At 59.1% G+C, this 17,805-nt stretch carries 16 protein-coding genes; 5 read left to right on the forward strand and 11 right to left on the reverse strand.

Annotated elements, in window-relative coordinates:
• Positions 1 to 3: 3 nt before the first annotated feature.
• From LH128_RS03090 to bphC, 11 genes are all read right to left on the reverse strand, one after another.
• Positions 4 to 1,599 carry an FAD-binding oxidoreductase gene (locus LH128_RS03090; protein WP_051211397.1) on the reverse strand — a complete coding sequence of 532 codons (1,596 nt, stop codon included), beginning with the start codon at positions 1,597 to 1,599 and terminating at the stop codon, positions 4 to 6.
• Positions 1,596 to 2,165, reverse strand: a complete 570-nt coding sequence (locus tag LH128_RS03095; RefSeq protein ID WP_008828119.1) for a hypothetical protein — start codon at positions 2,163 to 2,165, stop codon at positions 1,596 to 1,598. The genes LH128_RS03090 and LH128_RS03095 overlap by 4 nt, the downstream gene beginning before the upstream one ends.
• Before the next feature lie 2 nt (positions 2,166 to 2,167).
• The gene (locus LH128_RS03100; RefSeq protein ID WP_206377528.1) at positions 2,168 to 2,773 is read right to left on the reverse strand and encodes a UbiX family flavin prenyltransferase; all 606 of its coding nucleotides are present in this window, start codon (positions 2,771 to 2,773) and stop codon (positions 2,168 to 2,170) included.
• Positions 2,774 to 2,939: 166 nt separating this feature from the next.
• Positions 2,940 to 4,412 (reverse strand): NAD-dependent succinate-semialdehyde dehydrogenase, encoded by a 1,473-nt coding sequence (locus LH128_RS03105; RefSeq protein ID WP_008828121.1) that lies wholly within the window; start codon positions 4,410 to 4,412, stop codon positions 2,940 to 2,942.
• Positions 4,413 to 4,537: 125 nt separating this feature from the next.
• On the reverse strand, positions 4,538 to 7,033 hold the full coding sequence (locus LH128_RS03110) for a TonB-dependent receptor (protein ID WP_037517453.1): 2,496 nt from the start codon (positions 7,031 to 7,033) through the stop codon (positions 4,538 to 4,540).
• A 27-nt stretch (positions 7,034 to 7,060) separates the two neighbouring features.
• Positions 7,061 to 9,202 (reverse strand): TonB-dependent receptor, encoded by a 2,142-nt coding sequence (locus LH128_RS03115; protein ID WP_327195045.1) that lies wholly within the window; start codon positions 9,200 to 9,202, stop codon positions 7,061 to 7,063.
• Positions 9,203 to 9,268: 66 nt separating this feature from the next.
• Positions 9,269 to 9,862, reverse strand: a complete 594-nt coding sequence (locus LH128_RS03120) for a 2-hydroxychromene-2-carboxylate isomerase (RefSeq protein WP_008828124.1) — start codon at positions 9,860 to 9,862, stop codon at positions 9,269 to 9,271.
• Complete coding sequence (locus LH128_RS03125) at positions 9,859 to 11,121, reverse strand: aromatic ring-hydroxylating dioxygenase subunit alpha (protein ID WP_008828125.1); 1,263 nt, start codon at positions 11,119 to 11,121, stop codon at positions 9,859 to 9,861. Before LH128_RS03125 ends, LH128_RS03120 begins: the two co-directional genes overlap by 4 nt.
• Positions 11,122 to 11,145: 24 nt before the next feature.
• Positions 11,146 to 11,634: an aromatic-ring-hydroxylating dioxygenase subunit beta gene (locus LH128_RS03130; RefSeq protein WP_008828126.1), complete on the reverse strand. Its 489-nt coding sequence runs from the start codon at positions 11,632 to 11,634 to the stop codon at positions 11,146 to 11,148.
• Positions 11,634 to 11,960 (reverse strand): non-heme iron oxygenase ferredoxin subunit, encoded by a 327-nt coding sequence (locus LH128_RS03135; RefSeq protein WP_008828127.1) that lies wholly within the window; start codon positions 11,958 to 11,960, stop codon positions 11,634 to 11,636. The genes LH128_RS03130 and LH128_RS03135 overlap by 1 nt, the downstream gene beginning before the upstream one ends.
• Positions 11,961 to 12,004: 44 nt before the next feature.
• Positions 12,005 to 12,904 (reverse strand): biphenyl-2,3-diol 1,2-dioxygenase, encoded by a 900-nt coding sequence (bphC, locus tag LH128_RS03140; RefSeq protein WP_008828128.1) that lies wholly within the window; start codon positions 12,902 to 12,904, stop codon positions 12,005 to 12,007.
• Between the two features lie 231 nt (positions 12,905 to 13,135).
• Here bphC and LH128_RS03145 point away from each other — a divergent pair, with 231 nt between their 5' ends.
• The 5 genes from LH128_RS03145 to LH128_RS03165 are packed head-to-tail and all read left to right on the forward strand — an operon-like array spanning position 13,136 to position 17,797.
• The gene (locus LH128_RS03145) at positions 13,136 to 14,554 is read left to right on the forward strand and encodes a Rieske 2Fe-2S domain-containing protein (RefSeq protein ID WP_008828129.1); all 1,419 of its coding nucleotides are present in this window, start codon (positions 13,136 to 13,138) and stop codon (positions 14,552 to 14,554) included.
• Positions 14,551 to 15,045, forward strand: a complete 495-nt coding sequence (locus LH128_RS03150) for an aromatic-ring-hydroxylating dioxygenase subunit beta (RefSeq protein WP_008828130.1) — start codon at positions 14,551 to 14,553, stop codon at positions 15,043 to 15,045. The genes LH128_RS03145 and LH128_RS03150 overlap by 4 nt, the downstream gene beginning before the upstream one ends.
• Positions 15,029 to 16,021: a PdxA family dehydrogenase gene (locus tag LH128_RS03155; RefSeq protein ID WP_010891025.1), complete on the forward strand. Its 993-nt coding sequence runs from the start codon at positions 15,029 to 15,031 to the stop codon at positions 16,019 to 16,021. The genes LH128_RS03150 and LH128_RS03155 overlap by 17 nt, the downstream gene beginning before the upstream one ends.
• A 10-nt stretch (positions 16,022 to 16,031) precedes the next feature.
• Positions 16,032 to 17,312 carry an aromatic ring-hydroxylating dioxygenase subunit alpha gene (locus LH128_RS03160; RefSeq protein WP_008828132.1) on the forward strand — a complete coding sequence of 427 codons (1,281 nt, stop codon included), beginning with the start codon at positions 16,032 to 16,034 and terminating at the stop codon, positions 17,310 to 17,312.
• A complete protein-coding gene (locus tag LH128_RS03165) occupies positions 17,309 to 17,797 on the forward strand; it encodes an aromatic-ring-hydroxylating dioxygenase subunit beta (protein WP_008828133.1) in 489 nt (162 codons plus the stop codon). Before LH128_RS03160 ends, LH128_RS03165 begins: the two co-directional genes overlap by 4 nt.
• The last annotated feature ends 8 nt before the right edge of the window (positions 17,798 to 17,805 follow it).

Below are 17,805 nucleotides of genomic sequence, written 5' to 3' on the forward strand. Positions count from 1 at the left end.
TCGTCAATCCTTGAAGTCTTTGTTCAGCCGGCCGTGTGATTGCGCTTGGTTGCGCATCGCCTGGGGCCATATCCCCTGCTTGCCGGGGGAGAGGATGCCGTTGGGGTCTAGCACGTCCTTGAGACGGTGGTGCAGGTCCCACAGCGCCCCATCGTTGTGCTTATAGGTCTTGGCGATCTGGTCCATGAAGGCGAGGTGGGTGCGGTATTCGCCGAAGCCCGCACCGGCTGCCTCGTCTACCAGCTTGCCGAACAGGTCATAGGCGCTCTTGCGCATGCCGTCGTCGGCGCGATCGTACATGATCATCAGGATGTGGTGCATGTCGCGCCAGCCGACCAGGAATTCGCCGATATAGTCGAACCCGAAATCGTGGCAGCGTTGCTTGATCAAGTTGTATTGGCTCAGCGCTTCCTTGCCGTCGGGTGCCGAGATTGGCGAAAAGTTGATGTGCCCGCCGCCGCCGATCCAGTTCATGATGCTGAACTCGGTCATGTTGGGTTCACCGCGCATCAGCTGGACGCGATAGTCCCAGGCGGGGTCGTTCTCGCGGTCAAGGTGCAGTTTGGCACCCGGAATGCTCATCATCGCTGCCTCGACGAGCTTCCAGTTGTTCTCGATGATCGGTGGCGGGCCATAGAGCGCTGCGTAGAAGTTCCACATGCCTAACCCATGATCCGACGCGATCTTTTTGCGGATCGAATCCGGGATAGGGCCCTTGCCGTCGAAGTAATGGCGACGCGTGGTCTTGGCGGACACTTCCCACAACAGATCGACCGCCACAGCGGCGTTCGGGATAACCTGGTTGATTTTCAGCGGCAGCACCGCATCGAAGATTGCGGCAAGGTCTTCCTCGCGCTCGTAAGTGATCATGAACGGCTTGTAGCCCGGCGGTTCGGGCATCAACCAGATACCCATCTTGGTCACAATGCCGAAATTGGACTGGGTGAACATGCCATCAAAATGCGGACCGGCGGCATGCTTGGTGGATTGCCAATGCTGCGACCCCTCGATCGCGCCCTGACCGGTGCGGACGACCTTACCGTCGGCAAGGACCACTTCCATGCCGCACTGCATGACGAAGTGATCGCCGTAGGGGGTGTAACCCGCGCCATGTTCAAGCGCGTTGCCCATGACGCCGCCCCAACCTGGTGCCGCAGGATCGACCCAAAGCTTGCTGCCGATCTTGCGCAGATGGCGGTGAAGCTGAAAATAGGACACGCCTGGTTCGACCAGCGCATAGCCGTATTTCTCGTTGACTTCGAGAATGCGGTTCATCCGCTTGAGGTCGAACATGACATAACCGGACTGGCGCGGGGCCGGGCCACCATAAGCGAAATTGCGGCCGTTGCCGAATGTCCAGATCGGCAGCTTGTAAGCGTTGAATACCTTCAGCGCCTGCTGAATCTGTTCCATGTTGGCCGGTGCCACGGCAGCCGAGGGCAGCATCTCGCCATCGGCCAGCGGTGAATAGGCGTCGCGATAGGCCGACAGCGGCAGTTCATCGACGAAGACCCATTCCTTGCCGACGATAGCCGCTAATTCGTCCAGAGCCTTGGTAAAGGTTGCGGCGTCGACCCCTTGTGGCATGCGCGTACTCACGACTGCTGTACTCCCACTTCGAATGCCCATGAAACCAGCATGCCGGGGCTCTTGCCACCGAGGCCGCAATGTCCTGACTGGCACCGCAGTTCGGCATCCTGGCGATCGCCGACGAGCGCATCCTGCATGTGGTGGGCAAGAACGCTGGGCCAGCCGACGCTGGCCCGCGCAAGCAGCGTTGGCGCGCCGACAGTCTGGTGTTCCCAGCGCAGCTTGCGGTATTGATGGGTCCACTGCAGTAGCGGGCGGGCGCCGCCGGCCACAAGGATCTGCCCGGCGATCATCGCCGCGGGATCGGAAGTAAGGCCGACCAGCACGCCTTCAACCGCTTCAAGTTCATGCAGCAGGCCGTTGAAGCTCCGGTCGATCCGGACAACCTGCGCTGCGCGCCCCGAATTGATAAAGGTTTCGGCAAATAGTCGACTTTCGGGAACGTGCGTCTCTTCGATGACGATGATCTTGCGCGGCCGCTGAGCAAAAGCGCTGCGGCCGATTCCCAGACCGGCAACGACAGCACCCACGGCGCCACCGCTCACGACGGTGCGACGGCTGACATCCCACGCCATTCTCAATTCCCTTCCATTTGCCCAGCACCCGAAACAAGGCTTGCCGCCTCTTTGCTAAGGCCTTGCCAGCGTTTCTCCGACTTCAAATGAAGCCCGAACAGATCCAGTACCCGCATGCAGCTGTGATCGACCACGTCGGCCAGCGAGGTCGGCCGCGCATAGAAAGCCGGCACCGGGGGGAAGATCATCGCCCCCATTTCGGTGCAGGCCGTCATGTTGCGCAGGTGCGCCAGGTTGAGCGGCGTTTCGCGGGTGATCATCACAAGGCGGCGCCGTTCCTTCAGCATCACGTCGGCCGCACGGGTGATAAGGTTGTCGGACAGGGCGTGCGCCACCGCGCCCAGCGTGCGCATCGAACAGGGCGCGATCGCCATGCCTTCGCACACGAACGAACCGCTGGCGATCGAGGCGCCGACGTTGCGGACGTTGTGCACCACATCGGCCAGTGCTTCGAGCCGGGCCTTGCCTTCGGGCAGTTCCTCGCGAATGTTGAGCAGCGCCGCCGGAGACATCACCAGATGGGTTTCCCAACCGCCCGTCTCGCGCAGTAGCTCAAGCAGGCGAAGGCCATAGACCGAGCCGGTTGCGCCGGTCATCCCCACGACCATGCGCTTCACGGCAGGACACTTTCCTGCGCGTTCTGGGCGGTCAAGGTAGCATAAGGCCTAACCCTGAAGGGCATGCTGAATTCCGTCTCCCACTCTTTTGCCGACATCATACAATGCATTCCGCATTGAGCAACGAAAATCTTGACTCCTCGGGACCGCATTCCGCTTACACCGGACTCTCGTTCCGGACCCCAACACTGATGGTCTTCATCTCCAAGAATTCTTCAATACCGTGTCGCGAACCTTCTCGGCCAAGTCCCGATTCCTTGATGCCGCCAAACGGTGCGGTCTCGGTCGAGACGATGCCGCTGTTTAAGCCGACCATCCCGGTCTCAAGTCCTTCGGAAACCCGCCAGGCGCGGTCAATGTCGCGGGTGAAGGCATAGGCCGCCAGCCCCGAGCGCGTGGCGTTGGCAAGCGTTAGCGCTTCGACCTCGGTTTCGAAACGGAACACCGGGGCAACCGGCCCGAAAGTCTCCTCGTCCGCTAGCCGCATCGCCGGGCTCGCTCCGGTCAGAACAGTTGGTTGGAAGAACAGCTCTCCGGCCTCGTGTCCCTTGCCGCCTGTGACCAGCTGGGCACCTTGCGCCACGGCGTCGGCGACATGCCCGTGAACCTTGGCCAAGGCTGATGCGGTGATTAACGGTCCCTGGTCGGTTGCACCTTCAAGGCCGTTGCCGACCCGGAACGCGGAGACCCTGGCGGCCAGCGCCTCGACGAAGCGGTCATGAATGCCGCTCTGCACCAGGATCCGGTTGGCGCAAACGCAGGTCTGTCCGGTGTTACGGAATTTCGATGCGATCACCCCCTCGACCGCCTGATCGAGATCGGCATCGTCGAACACTAGCAGCGGGGCATTGCCGCCCAGTTCCATCGAAACCCGTTTCAGGGTGGTGGCGCATTGCGCAGTCAGCAGTTTGCCAACCGCGGTCGAACCGGTGAAAGTGAACTTGGTGACATCGGGATGGCTGGTCAGGACCGATCCGATCGCGGGTGCATCCCCGCAGACCACGTTGAACACGCCGGGCGGAATGCCCGCTTCGAGAGCGAGCTTTGCCAGAGCGCAAGCGGTCAGCGGGGTGAGTTCGGACGGTTTGAGGGTCACGGTGCAGCCCGCCGCCAGTGCAGGCGCGACCTTGCGGGTGATCATCGCGGCGGGAAAGTTCCACGGCGTAATGGCGCCAGCCACGCCGACCGGCTGACGGATCACGATAATCCGCCGCTCGGAACTGGCCGGAATGACCTCGCCATAGACACGGCGCGCCTCTTCGGCGAACCACTGGATGAAGCTTGCGGCGTAATCGACCTCGCCCAGCGCTTCGGCCAGCGGTTTGCCCTGTTCGGCGGTCATCAGCAGGGCCAGATCCTCGCGATGCAGCTGGACCAGTGCTAGCCAGCCCTGCAGCAGTCGGACACGCTCTTGCGCGGATCGCTTTCGCCAATCGGCATAGGTGCGGGAATTGCTTTCGATCGCCTGGCGAGTTTCGGCTTCGCCCAGTAGGCCAACTGTTGCGAGCGTCTTGCCGGTGGCGGGGTTCGTGACATCAAAGGTGGAGCTGGCTTCTACTGATTTCCCGTTGATGATCGACTGGTTGGTCAGAAAATCGCTGCGGTGGAGTGGAGGGATTGTGACAGCCAATGTCTGAACTCCTGTGGCCGCAGGACCAGATGCCAAGCGGATGTTGGTCGGTTAGGCGGTGCTTCCGAAGCAAGCACGTCCGAAACGGTGAGGACGGCAGCGAACCGCCGCCCTCTGCTCTTGCGTTAGTACTTGTAGGCCAGCTTAAGGAACCATTCACGCGGACGTGAGTAAGTTGCCAGCGCTGTCCCCGCGACGTCACGGTCGACATATCCGCCCTGAATATACCGCTTATCGGTCAGGTTAGTTACACCAGCTGTCACTGTAAAATGCTCGCTACTCTCAGTAAATGATGCGCTTGCGCCGAATACGCTATAGCCAGGCTGCTTTAATTCAGAACTGTTTAGCGCATCTTTGTACGTTGTGCTCTGGTACGACCAATCGCCACGAAGAGTCAGCTTGCCCCTGTCTCCTCGATAAACATCGGCGTTGAAAGAAGCCGAGCCAGTCCACTCCGGCACGAAGGCAAACTTCGAATTGAGGCCTATCGGGAATGCCGCCGGATCGATTTCACGAAAATAAGCATCCAGATAACCAACACCGAATGTCAGTCGCAACCAATCGGCAGGAGCTGCTTCGCCTTCAATCTCGAAGCCCTTAATTCGACCAGTGCCAGCATTGCGCGCCCTAGGCGCGATGCCTTCGTTTACAACAACTTGGATGTCGCTGTAGTCGGAAAGAAACGCAGCGATATTAACGCGAAGTCGACGATCAAAAATCTCTGTTTTAAGACCTATCTCATAAGATTCTACAAATTCAGGAGTGAAAGAAGGGGCAACTTGCTCAGCAGGAAATATTCGTTGAGTAAATCCGCCGTTTTTGAAGCCTTTAGAATATGATGCATATGCGAGAACATCATCGCTAATCTTATAGTCCATTGAAATTGCCGGTGTCCACTCCTTCGCCTTTACAGCAACTTGAACAGCCGGCATCGTGTGGTTTCCGCCAGGGTTGGTGGCGGCAGGAGCGCATCCACCAGGTAGTGGGAAACCAAATAGTGGGCTGGCTGGGTCGGTCACTAGCAATGGCGTGGGTTGGCCAGTAACGCATTGGCTGAAAGCGATGAATACACCATCTGGATAGGGAAGAATTCCTGCCTGCCCGAGAGGTGCCGTGTAATCACGGTTAATAGTCTGGAACGACGGGTCAAAACGCTTTGTTTCGTCCGTGTAACGAATTCCCGGTGTTATGGAAAATCGGTCGGTTACCTTGAAAGTGGCCTGCAGGTAAGCGGCATAGCTGTCGTTGTCAATCTTGCCACCACTGAAGAAATCCGCAAACCCGAAGCGCAGATCATTCTTGTCCTGTCCTTTTTCTTTCAGATAGTATCCGCCGAGCACAAACTTTAACCGGTCGTTCAACAAACTGCCGGTCAGCTGCAACTCCTGTGATGCCTGCCATAAGTCGATATTGTTGGTCAGCTGCAGATAGGGATGGGGCGTGCCATCAAAGTCGAACTGGATTGTTGCCTTTTGGTCGCGATAGGCGCTGATTGATTTGAGGTTAATGCCACCGAAATCATAGTCGAGTGTCAGGTTGGTGCCCCACAAATCGAAATCCGACTGGTTTTTCGTGCCCGACCAAGTCGAGTCGATATTGCCAGTTACCCATTGGGTAGTTGCACACAGGGGATTGTTGACTGGGGCAAGCTGACCGTCCGCGCCACAAACACCGGCCCCCCCCTGTAGCTTGTTCCATGCATATGTAGAGCTTGGGAATGCTAAGGTCCGCCCATTCCGATTGACGATCTGAAGCAGGTTGGGCGATTCAAAAAGGTTAACTAAAGTAGATGCGGCCATCTCCTCCCGGCGGATGTTGATGTCCCCACTGAGATTGACCGTGAGTTTGTCTGTCGGTTCCCATTTAAAGGCGACACGCCCACCAAAGCTATCTTTGTTACCCTGGCGACCGCCATCGAACAGACGTTTCTGATAGCCGTCGCGCGTTTCATAGGAAGCAACAGCCCGCATCGCTAGGTTGTCGTTCAGCGGTACATTGATAATGCCCTTGAAATCGGCGCGATTGAACCGGCCGGTTGCCGCTTCGAGCTTCAGGTCGAAATCCTTCTGCGGCTCAACCGAATTGACCACGATCGCTCCGCCGATCGTGTTCTTGCCAAACAGCGTACCCTGCGGACCGCGCAAGACCTGGACGCTTGAAACGTCTGCCATGTCGAGTAGCGCTCCGACGGAACGCGCGACATATACGCCATCTACATAGACGCCAACGCCGGGATCGACAGTGATGTTGAAGTCGGTCTGTCCGACGCCGCGGATGAAAGCGGTAATCGAGGCACTCGAACCCGAGATGTTAGCAACCGGCGAAATGTTGACATTGGGAGCGAACTTGGCAACTTCCGCTACGTTGACGATCTGCTTTTCTTCGAGCATCTCACCAGTCATCGCCGTGATCGCGATGGGTGTTTCCTGCAGATTTTCAGAGCGTTTCCGAGCTGTAACAATAATATCACCAAGTCCTGAAACTGCTGTCTCGGATTGTGGGTTACTATCCGATCTGTCTTGTGCATACACATGGGTCGGCGCTAGCAGTAAGAGCGCGAGCATCGGGGGCGCGTTCGACAGCAGTAGATTTTTTATTTTTGGATGATTAATTTTCTTCATGGCATCCTCCTTGATTAAAGTTATTGTTTAAATTTTCGTTTCTATAGTTATTCCAATCTTACGAGGTTGTTCATAGAACCCGTCGGTTCCCAACGTTCCGGGGCGCACGGTTTGCAGCACCTTCTCGTTGGTCAGGTTCGTCACCCACAGGCCGACCTTGAAGGCTTCGCTTCCAGGCTGCCAATTGATCGAGAGGTTAGACAGGGTGTAGGGGCGCTGCGAGAATATGTTGGCGAAGTCGTAGTATACCCTGGAACTCCACAGCAGATTTCCGGCCAGAGTGACGCGCCCGTTGCCGACGTCATGGCTCCAATCAAACCCCACATTGCCCGACCATTCAGGCGCCCGGGTCATGACCTTGCCTGAAGCATCGTAGGGAGCAGCCACGTTGCCGGCGTAGTTGCCGTTGCCATTCACGATCGGCGTAAAGCCCTGGGCGTTGGGGAAATCCTTGTAGCGGGCATGGGTATAGGCAACCGCCGCACGCAGCCTTAGGTCGCGGACCGGATTGATGATGGTCTCAAACTCGCCGCCATAGATTTCGGCGTTGGCTGCATTCTGCAGGATGTATCCGGGACCGGTCGGAGCCTTCGACTGAAGTTGGAGGCCCTTGTAGTCGTAATAATAGGCGGCAAGGTTGGTGCGCAGCCATTCCAATGGATCGGACTTGATCCCGAATTCAGCCGCCTTGATGTTCTCCGGATTGACCGGGGTGCCGCTGATTCCCGCCATGTTGTATACCCCGCTCTTGAACGCGGTGCTGTAGGTGGCGTAGACGTTAGTCTTGTCGGTCACCTCATAACGGATACCGACTTTGTAGTTAAACTTTTTGAACGTTTTTGAAACGTCATTGACCAGCAATACGCCATTGTTACTTTGGCTAAACCAGCGCGTCTCGGTAGTGTATCGGCCGCCGAGCGTGATGAACAGGTTCGGCTGAACCTCATAGGTGCCTTCGGCAAAGACCGCGAATGAGCGTCCATCAAGCTTGGGTGTCAACGACGGCCCTGCCAAGGGCAGAGCTGGGTTGGTGGTGGTCCAAGGCTCGAGGACCGGGGCACCACCGCCGAACTGGTCGAAGTACCCGCCGACCAGCCACTGGAAGCGGCCGGGATTGGCCGAACTCAGCTTGATTTCCTGACTGCCCGACTCCGATTCAAACACTGCCGGAAAGTTCGACAGCTTTATGTTCGAGGCATCGCCATCGGTCGTCTGCCGCCAGCGCAGGTTGAGAAAACCGGTGGTGGTTTCAAGCAGGACGCTACCCAGATCGAGCCGGGTGTGCAGTGCCGCGCTCCAACGTGTGAGGTTGAGCAACGGCACCTCGGTCAACGAGGCCTGCCAGGCACGGGTCGGTACGATCACGCCCGGCCAATTGTTGCCTGCGGTGTTGCCATCCAGCGGCTGCGGCGAATTGGTGGTGCTTTCCTGGTTGAAGTATTCCCCGGTCAGAACAACCTTGAAATTGTCGGTCGGCTTGAACAGCAACTTGCTGCGCAGGTCGATGACGCGCTGGTTGCCCAGAGTGCCTCCACGGACCAGATCGTCGATGTATCCGTCGTTTTTGCGGAAAAGCGCGGCAAAGTCAGCCGCGACCTTGTCGCCCATTGGCCCGGTAAAATAGAGCCGGGCGTCGTAATCGCCGGCATCGCGCCTCATCCGGCCCAAGCGCAGCGAAGCCTTGCCGCGGAAGTCGAAGCTGGGATCGGGGGTGATGACGTTGATCAGTCCGCCGGTGGCATTGCGACCGAAGGTCGTGCCCTGCGGCCCGCGCAGCACCTCGACCCGCTCGACCTCGACCAGGTCGATCCAGTTGGCGGCCGATTCCGGTTGGTAGACGCCGTCGACGTAGGTTGCGATATTGGGTTCATCACCAACCGAAATGCCGGTTGAGCCGACGCCGCGTACGACCGGCTGGAAGACACCCATATTACGGCTGCCGATGAAGCCTGGCACAACCTGAGTGAGGGAGCGGACCGTTGAAACATCGGCGGAAGCAAGAGCATCGCCGGTAACCGCAGTAACTGCAACCGGCACGGTTTGCAGCTTGGCCTCGTGCCGAGTGGCGGTGACGATAATGTCACCTAGACCCGTGCTGGCAGGCTGGGATTCGTCCGTTTCGCTTGTGAAGTCTTGTGCTAAGGCCATCTGCGGCGTCAGCGCGGTCACTCCCAACAAGGCGACAAAAAAGCAATCATACCTTTTCAAGCATCCCCCCTTGTGTAATCGAATTTTTTATTTTGACTTGTTCAAATACTCGGCAAGAAAATCCAATCGGTCATTCCCCCAGAAAACCTGGTCGTCAACGAACATCAGCGGCGCACCGTACACGCCGCGCTGGATCGCCTGGCTCCGGGCCTTGCGATATTCGTTCTGGCCAGTCGGCGATTCAACGAAGGCAATCAGCGCCTCAGCGTCGAGACCCGCTGCTTTGGCGCATGCGGCCAGCTCGTTGCGGTCGCCCGGATCGATCCCCTGGCCCCAGATCCGGCGGTAGGCATCGGTCACAAATGCCTCGGCCTTACCGTGCTCGCGGGCGAACAGCACCGCGCAATTCCAGTCTGCGCAAGCGAAGCTCGCCGGGAAGGTGAGGGGCACCCCATAACGTTCGGCCCAGCGCTCAAGGTCTGCCTTCATGACCTTGATCTTGGGCAAGACTTCGCGATTGGACGGGCCATAGTTGCCGGCGGCAATTTTGGCTTCAGGAATGTCAATCGGCCAGTATTCCACCGTGCTTCCCGCTGCCCGCGCGATCTCCGGCAGCTTGAGCTGGGCAAGGTAGCTGAACGGGCTGATGAAATCGAAGTAGAAGTCGATCGTGCGGGTCATGCCGGTTCCACCTCAAAGCCGACCATTTTGCGATAATTGTCCCAGAACCCGATGATCGCGCCCTCGGTGACGAGATGGTCGGCATCCTCGGCTCGACCGCCACCCATCGCGATGTAGGACGTCGCGCTTGCCTCGCCGACGATGGCGTTCTGGACGATTTCCACCGCTTCGCCGTCTTCCATCGAAATGAGTCCTGCAGGTCCGATCAGGTTAGCCTGTTTTAGCCGGATGGCCTGCATTTCCTCGTCGTCGTCCTGGTAGCCGAAATGGGTCCAGACCAATTCGAATTCGTCTGGGCCGTAAGTCACGGTCTGGCGTACGGCGAGCGTGTTCTGGATCTGCTGGAGGACGAGGTTGGGGTAGACCGCGAGGATCACCAGAGTGACATTGTCCGCGAACTCCTGCCGACCTTTCAGCAGCGACATGTCCTGCAGCTTGAATTCGGTGTCGAAGGTGCGGGAATCGCCGTAGGCCTGCTTGTCGGCGGCATCGTCGTTGCTGGCCGCGATCGAATAGAGCAGCGAGTGGCGTTTGTTGGCATCCATAAGCGCCTTACCGGTCTGGGTTGAGCGATACAGACCGAACGTGTTGTGGAATAGGTGCAGCAGGCTCGCGTGGTAGGGATCGCGGGTGTTCTCCGCGTAAAGCTTCCAATTCCCGCGGATGCGCTGGCGCTGGTCGCCCAGAACGGTGACGGGTTTGCACATGATCCGCTCGATCTGCTCGACCACGATCGGACCGAGGAAATCACGGCAGGATTCAACCGTTTCGGAGAAAGAAGCGAAGACCAGACCGTTGACCGATTCGGTGCGTAACTGTCTCAGATTGTGCTGGCTCATGTCAAAATCGCCAGGCATCCCGCCTTGCCCCTTGAGGCCGCGGCGGAAGGGCACGCCGATCAGCTTACCCTTCAGGTCGTAGGCCCACTGGTGGTAGACGCATTCCAGACTTGAGCGGTTGCCGCGCATTTCGCGGCAGACCAGGGCACCGCGATGGGCGCAGCGATTGACCACGACATGCACCGAGCCGTCGCTGTCGCGCGTGAGGATCACCGGCGTTTCGCCCACGAAGGTCGATTTGAAATCACCTGCCTTCGGAACTTCAGCTTCAAGTCCGACGAAGGACCAGCAGTCACCCTTAAAAATTTTCTCCTGTTCGCGATCATAGTACTGGCGATCGGTGAAAACGCGGTACGGAACCCGGCATCCGGCAGTGGACGGGGCTTGATCCAAGGTGTCTTGTTGCTGGGCAATGGACATGATTGGGTGCTTTCAACTTTGCAGCTAGATCGGGCGGACCATCATCGTATCGATGAGGTGGGTGTCGAAGATTGCGGTCTTGGAAAGGAAGCGCGAGCCAGCGCCGGAAACGTCGATTTGATCGACATATTTTCCGGAATTGTAGATCGACGTCTGACCGTCGTTGCGCGTCATCAGGACCACATAGTTGGTCTGTGTGGTGACGATCTGCCCGCTGGTCGACTTCACGCGGGTCGGACCGAGAATATGCCGGTAGCTGTGCGCGGGAAAGATATTGGCGCGGCGCAAAGAGACGATGCGATCGACCAGCATGCCGCGGCTGTCGCAGAACACCGCAGCCAGGTTCAGCGAACGATTGTGGTTCTCCGCTGAGATCACACTGTACTGGCACTTTTCTTCAAACAGGTTAGGCCATTCTTCCAACCGGTCGTCATCGATCAGTTCCGCATGAAGCGCATTAAGTTGCGCAGCGGCATGCTGAAACTGCATCTGCTCAAGGGTGGGAAGGCCCATCAGGCTGCTCCTTCGGGCTTCGTGATGCAGACCCAACCATCCTCGATTTCGACCGGATAGGACGCGATCGCCACTTGGCAGGGAAAGGCCTTGGCTGCGCCGGTCTTGATGTCGAACGAGCCGCCATGGAACGGACACTCGATGATGTCGCCATCCTGATATCCGTCGGTCAGCATGGCATTGCCGTGAGTGCAAAGATTGTCGGTAACGAAAATCTCGCCATCAACATTATATACTGCGAGGGCGGGCATTCCTTCGGCGAACGCCGCGACCGGCTCGCCGTCTTTTACGCCGGCAACTTCACAAAGGCGCAATTGGTTCGACATGATGGGGTTGTTTTCCTGTCAAGAATTGATTTACACGAAGATTGTCACAGCAGCGGAACGTCCATTCCGTAACCAGCAGCCTCGTTGCCATGACCGAAGATGTCACGGGTGTAGTATTCCTGCTGGCTCGGCGCCTGGCGCGCACCCCAGCCAAATTCCCACAGCCAACCCGACGGGTTAGCGCAGTAAAACGTCAGGGCCTGGTCGTTGGCGTGCTTGCCCAACTGGAGCGCGACGTCAATCTTCTTCGCACGCACAACGTCATGGGCCATGCCGAGATCATCGAGTTCGGTGTATTCGAACATCAGGTGATTGATGCGCTTTTCCATCGGCCCAAGACCGAAAGCAACAGAATGCTGTCGTTCGTTGCAGTGCATGAAGTAGGGCTGGGCAACCATGCCGTTCGGCAGATGAAGGTGGTATTCGACTGAACCGCGCAGACCCAGCAGTTCATAGAAACGAGCCGCCGCCTCGACATCGTCCTGGCGCAGAATGCAGTGCCCAACGCCTTGCGATCCGGTCAGGAACTTGCCGAACATCGGACGGCCAGGATGAAACGGCTTGTGCGTATCGACCTGGGGGCCGAAGAAGATCTCGGTCGGATTGCCGCCCGGATCGGCCAGCTTGAGTAGCCCGAGAACGCGGCGCTCGCGCGCTTCGGCTTCGGTGCCCACGGTGAAGGGGATTCCCGCCGCGCTCAGCTTTTCCTGCATCGCGGCGAATTCCTGCGGCCCGGCCACGCGCCAGCCCATGTAGGCCAGGTCATCGCTGCCATCAGCGTGCAGAACGATGCGGTGATGCCAAAGGTCCATCCGCAGATAGAGCCGATCCCCTTCGCCTTCATCGACGACTTCCATGCCGGCGACTTCGGCGGCGTAAGCGCGCCAGGCAGCGAGATCGGAAACGGAAAGACCAAGATAGCCGAGTTCGGTGACGACCGACATAGTTCAAACTCTCCCAATTCACCCCAAAACAGGGCCATTTTGCGATTTGCTGGCAACCTTGCTTCGATTCGAGCCGCCGGTTTCAGCCATTTCTGACCCACTACCTACCAGAACGTTTTTCATTGTGCAATACGTTGCACGAAATGATGGGATGAGGTAATCACCGTGTGCCATCTGCGGTTGATTCGCGGATGGTATTGGGTGCCCGACGCACAGAACGGGAGAGGATCGATGGAACTCAATGATAAAATCGGCGGCAGGATTGCCGACTTGCAGGGCTTGAAAGGGCGCATGCGCGCTTGGCTCAAGAAGGATCACGAGCGCGGGATCTTCCAGCTGGACCGCGCCGCTTTCACCGAAGCTGCGCTGTTTGAGCTCGAGATGAAGTACATCTTCGAACGGAACTGGGTCTACCTCGCGCACGAGAGCCAGGTTTCCAAGCCGAACGATTTCATCACCACGAAAATCGGCCGCGTCCCCATCCTTGTAACCCGGGACAAGTCCGGCGATGTCGGCGCCTTCGTGAATGCCTGTTCGCACCGTGGCGCGCGCCTGTGCCGCGAGCGGGCCGGCAACAAGCGCAACCACATGTGCCCGTTTCATGGTTGGACGTTCTCGTCCGGGGGCGACCTGCTGGACGTCACCGATGAGAGCATCGGGGGCTATCCGGAGGCATTCAATCGCGCCGATTTCGGGCTTCAACCGGTCGCCCGGGTGGAAAGCTACCGCGGCTTCATTTTTGCCAGCCTCTCCGCCGATGTCGTCCCGCTGGTCGATCACCTCGCCGGCGCGCGGGATTTCATCGATATCCTGGTGGACCAGTCGAAGTCCGGCGCAATGGAAGTTTTGCCCGGAACCAACCGCTACCGCTATCACGGCAACTGGAAGATGCAGGTCGAGAACGGGCTCGACGGCTATCACGTCATGACCACGCATGCCAACTACTTCATGACGGTTCAGCGCCGCGTCGAAGGCATTTCGAAGAACGAAACCAAGGCGATTAGCTTCAATGGCTTCACCGCGCGCGATGGCGGGTCGTTCTCGTTCCACAACGGACACACGGTGTTGTGGGCCGACTATGCCAACTTCATGGATCGCCCCAATTTCGAGATCATCGACTGGCTCGAAGAGTCCTACGGCGCCGAAAAGGCCAAGTGGATGAACAAGCGCATCCGTAACCTGCAGCTGTTTCCCAACGTCTTCCTGATGGACCAGACCAGCACGCAGATCCGCATCATCCAGCCGCTGGCCCTGGATGAGACCGAAGTCAGCACGGTGTGCATCGCCCCGGTCGGCGAAAGCCCCGAGGCGCGGGCCCTGCGGCTGCGTCAGTATGAGGATTTCTTCAATTCGACCGGCATGGCGACCCCGGACGACCTGACCGAATTCAACAACTGCCAGACCGGGTATGGCGCCGGCGAAGGCCGCTACAACGAGATGTCGCGCGGTTCGACGCGCTGGGACACCGGCCCGGGCAAGTTCGGCGAGCCGCTCGATTTCAATGTGGTGCTGAGCAGCCCGGCGGTTGCCGACGAAGGCCTCTATGTGGCGATCCATGACGAATGGCTCACGCTCATGGAAAAGGCCATCGACAGCGAGTGCAGCGAGCTTGCCGCCTTCCTTGAGCGTTCACTGGAGAAGGCACGATGACCGCATTCCATTCGCGCTGGCTGGCGGTTTCCCGCTTCATCGGTCAGGAAGCCATGGCGCTTGACGACAAGGACTGGGATGCCTGGCTGGCGCTCTATCACGAAGAGGCGGAATACTGGGTTCCAGCCTGGGACGATCACGAACGGCCGACTGCGGATCCGCAGAACGAAGTCTCGCTGATCTACTATCCCAACCGGGGCGGGCTTGAGGATCGGGTGTTCCGGATCAGGACCCGGCGCTCGGCGGCGAGCACGCCGCAGCCACGCACGGTTCACCAGTTCTCCCTGCTGTCTGCTGAGGAGAGCGATGACCAGGTGCATGCGCGGACGTCTTGGACCACGGTTTCGGTGCTGGAAGGCAAAGTCGCCACTCTCAGCGGGTGGGCCTTCTATGATCTCGAACCTCGGGATGATTCGTTCGTGATCCGCCGCAAGAAGACGGTTGTCGTCACCGATCTGTTCCAAGAAGTAGCCGATGTCTACAGCCTCTGAGCGGGTGCGCCCCGTCGTGGGGACGATGATCGGTGATCCCGCCGGGATCGGACCCGAAGTGGCTGTCAGGGCGCTGGCCGACGGTGCCGTACACACGGATTCGATCCCCGTGCTGGTCGGGTCTGCTGCGGCGGTAGAGCGGGCGCTCGATTTCACTGGCACCAAGGCACGGCTGCGGGTGATGCGCGGCTTCGAAAAACCCAGCGACGATCCCGCGATCATCGACGTCATCGATACCGGCGCGCTGCCCGATGGCGTTCTGCCCCTGGGCGAGGACACCGAGGCCGCCGGGCACGCCACCGCGCAATGGCTGGATGAGCTCGACGCGTTGGCCCGCGACGGTTCTTTCGCCGCCACGATCATGGGGCCGATCAGCACTGGTTCGCTTAAACTTGCCAAGAAGCTCGACAGGGTCATCAGCCCGACCCCGGGCGAAAGCTATCTGGTGCTGCTGACCGGGCCGCTCAGGGTTGCGCATCTCACCGACCACATGTCGCTGCGGCAAGTGATCGACGTCATTTCAGCCGATCTCGTCGCCACGGCGGTGGGGCAACTGCACGAGGCCATGCAATCGTGGGGCATCGCCCAACCGCGGATCGCGGTTGCCGGTCTCAACCCACATGCCATGGGCGACGAGGATCGCCTTGAAATTGCGCCTGGGATTGAAGCCGCGCGGGCAAGGGGCATCGATGTCGAAGGGCCTATCGCGCCTGACTCGGTCTTCCGCCACTGCATCGAGGGTCGCTACGACATGGTCCTGGCGATGTTCCACGATCAGGGCCACATCGCGGTCAAGACCTGGGGCTTTTCGGGCAATAGCGTGATCATCATGGGGCCGCCGTACCTGCACATGTCGGTGGCCCATGGCACCGCCTACGACATCGTCGGTACCGGCAAGGCCGATGCCGCGATGATGCTGAGCGCGATGCGCACTTGCGGACGACTCGCTTCGGGCCGCGGTTTCGAACAAGCTTAGGGAGAAGACCATGAACGCCGAAACCATGCCCGTCGCCGCGGGGTCGGAGCCGACTGCGGTCGATTACGCAGTCTATCACAGCCAAGCGATCTTCACTGCCGAACAGGAAAACATCTTTCGCGGACAGACCTGGTGCTACCTCGGCCTCGAAGCCGAGCTGGCCAACAGCGGCGATTTCCGTTCGACCCATGTCGGCAATACTCCGGTGGTGGTGACGCGGGCAACCGATGGCACCATCCATGCCTGGGTAAATCGCTGCGCCCACAAGGGCGCAACCGTGTGCCGCTCGCTGCGTGGCAACCAGGCCGACGGGGCGTTCGTCTGCGTCTATCACCAGTGGGCCTACGACGCGACCGGTGCGCTTGTCGGCGTGCCGTTCCGGCGGGGGCTGAAAGGCGTGGGCGGCTATTCGAAGGAATTCAATATGGCCGAGCATTCGCTGGAGCGGTTGCGGGTCGAGACATTCGGCGGCCTCGTGTTCGGCACCTTCAACCCGACCATCGCCCCGCTCGACGACTTTCTGGGTCCAGTGATGCGCAAATACATTCAGCGCGTCTTCCAGCGCCCGGTCAAGGTTCTGGGCTATGCGCGACAGTTCATGGCCGGCAACTGGAAGCTCTATTCGGAAAACAGTCGTGACAGCTACCACGGCGGTCTGTTGCACCTGTTCTATCCCACTTTCGGCATCTACCGCCAGAGCCAGGAAAGCGCGGGTCTGGTTTCGGACGAGGGCTACCACACCGTCTTTACCGTGTCTAAGCCCAAGGGCGATGTCGACTACGGCTCGTTCGGTGACGAGGCCAACCGCGAGATGCAGGGTGAGGCCAAGTTGCAGGACGAGCGCCTGCTGGCATTCCGCCCGGAGATCGCTGATGATGTCGGACTGCACATCCAGTCGATCTTCCCGTCTGTCGTTGTCCAGCAGATCCAGAACACCCTCGCCACCAGGCAGATCGTGCCCCACGGGACCGACAAGACCGAGCTGGTCTGGACCTATTTCGGCTATGCCGACGATGATGATGAAACGACTCGCCACCGCCTTCGCAACCTCAACCTGGTTGGACCGTCTGGGTTGATTTCGATGGAAGACGGCGAAGCGGTCGAACTGTGCCAGCAGGGCACGATCGGTGCCGAAGGCAAGCGCAGCTTTGTCGAGATGGGCGGGGACGATGTCCGACCGTCATACGCCCCGATGGGTATGGATGAAAATTCCGTGCGCGGGTTCTGGAAGGGCTATCTCGGGCTGATGGGCAATGCCTTGGCCGATCTCGCAGCGGAGGGCCGGGCATGAGCGTTGCAGCCGAAGTAGCGCAAGTCGCGCAAAGTGCGATCGACGATTTCAACGCGGCTTACGGGCTTTGCCTTGATGATGACCGGCTCGAGCAATGGCCTACGCTGTTCGTTGACGATTGCCTGTACCAGGTGATCGCGCGCGAGAATGTCGATAACGGCTTGCCCGCAGCTGTGATGTATTGCGACAGCAAAGGGATGCTGGCGGATCGGGTTGTCGCGCTGCGCAAGGCAAACGTCTTCCCCGAACATTTCAACCGGCACCTGATCGGGCGTGCGGTGATCACCGGCGCGGAAGGCAACCAGGTTTCTGCTGAAGCCAGCTATGTCGTCTTCCAGACCCGTAACGATGGTGAAACGCGTATCTACAATGCCGGCAAATATGTCGACTGGTTCGATCTTAGCGGTGGAACCGTTCGTCTGAAGAGCCGGACCTGCATCTACGACACGCTGCGAATCGCCACCCTGTTGGCGACCCCGATCTGAGCCGATCC

Source organism: Sphingomonas sp. LH128, from assembly GCF_000293195.2.
In the GTDB taxonomy this organism is placed as follows: domain Bacteria; phylum Pseudomonadota; class Alphaproteobacteria; order Sphingomonadales; family Sphingomonadaceae; genus Novosphingobium; species Novosphingobium resinovorum_A.

Excerpts from the sequence above, each read along its gene's own strand:
- LH128_RS03155 (WP_010891025.1), top strand. The coding sequence starts at position 15,029 with ATGTCTACAGCCTCTGAGCGGGTGCGCCCCGTCGTGGGGACGATGATC.
- LH128_RS03135 (WP_008828127.1), bottom strand. The coding sequence starts at position 11,960 with ATGTCGAACCAATTGCGCCTTTGTGAAGTTGCCGGCGTAAAAGACGGC.
- LH128_RS03110 (WP_037517453.1), bottom strand. The coding sequence starts at position 7,033 with ATGAAGAAAATTAATCATCCAAAAATAAAAAATCTACTGCTGTCGAAC.
- LH128_RS03095 (WP_008828119.1), bottom strand. The coding sequence starts at position 2,165 with ATGGCGTGGGATGTCAGCCGTCGCACCGTCGTGAGCGGTGGCGCCGTG.
- LH128_RS03150 (WP_008828130.1), top strand. The coding sequence starts at position 14,551 with ATGACCGCATTCCATTCGCGCTGGCTGGCGGTTTCCCGCTTCATCGGT.
- LH128_RS03120 (WP_008828124.1), bottom strand. The coding sequence starts at position 9,862 with ATGACCCGCACGATCGACTTCTACTTCGATTTCATCAGCCCGTTCAGC.
- LH128_RS03130 (WP_008828126.1), bottom strand. The coding sequence starts at position 11,634 with ATGGGCCTTCCCACCCTTGAGCAGATGCAGTTTCAGCATGCCGCTGCG.
- LH128_RS03165 (WP_008828133.1), top strand. The coding sequence starts at position 17,309 with ATGAGCGTTGCAGCCGAAGTAGCGCAAGTCGCGCAAAGTGCGATCGAC.
- LH128_RS03125 (WP_008828125.1), bottom strand. The coding sequence starts at position 11,121 with ATGTCCATTGCCCAGCAACAAGACACCTTGGATCAAGCCCCGTCCACT.
- LH128_RS03160 (WP_008828132.1), top strand. The coding sequence starts at position 16,032 with ATGAACGCCGAAACCATGCCCGTCGCCGCGGGGTCGGAGCCGACTGCG.
- LH128_RS03145 (WP_008828129.1), top strand. The coding sequence starts at position 13,136 with ATGGAACTCAATGATAAAATCGGCGGCAGGATTGCCGACTTGCAGGGC.
- bphC (WP_008828128.1), bottom strand. The coding sequence starts at position 12,904 with ATGTCGGTCGTCACCGAACTCGGCTATCTTGGTCTTTCCGTTTCCGAT.
- LH128_RS03100 (WP_206377528.1), bottom strand. The coding sequence starts at position 2,773 with ATGGTCGTGGGGATGACCGGCGCAACCGGCTCGGTCTATGGCCTTCGC.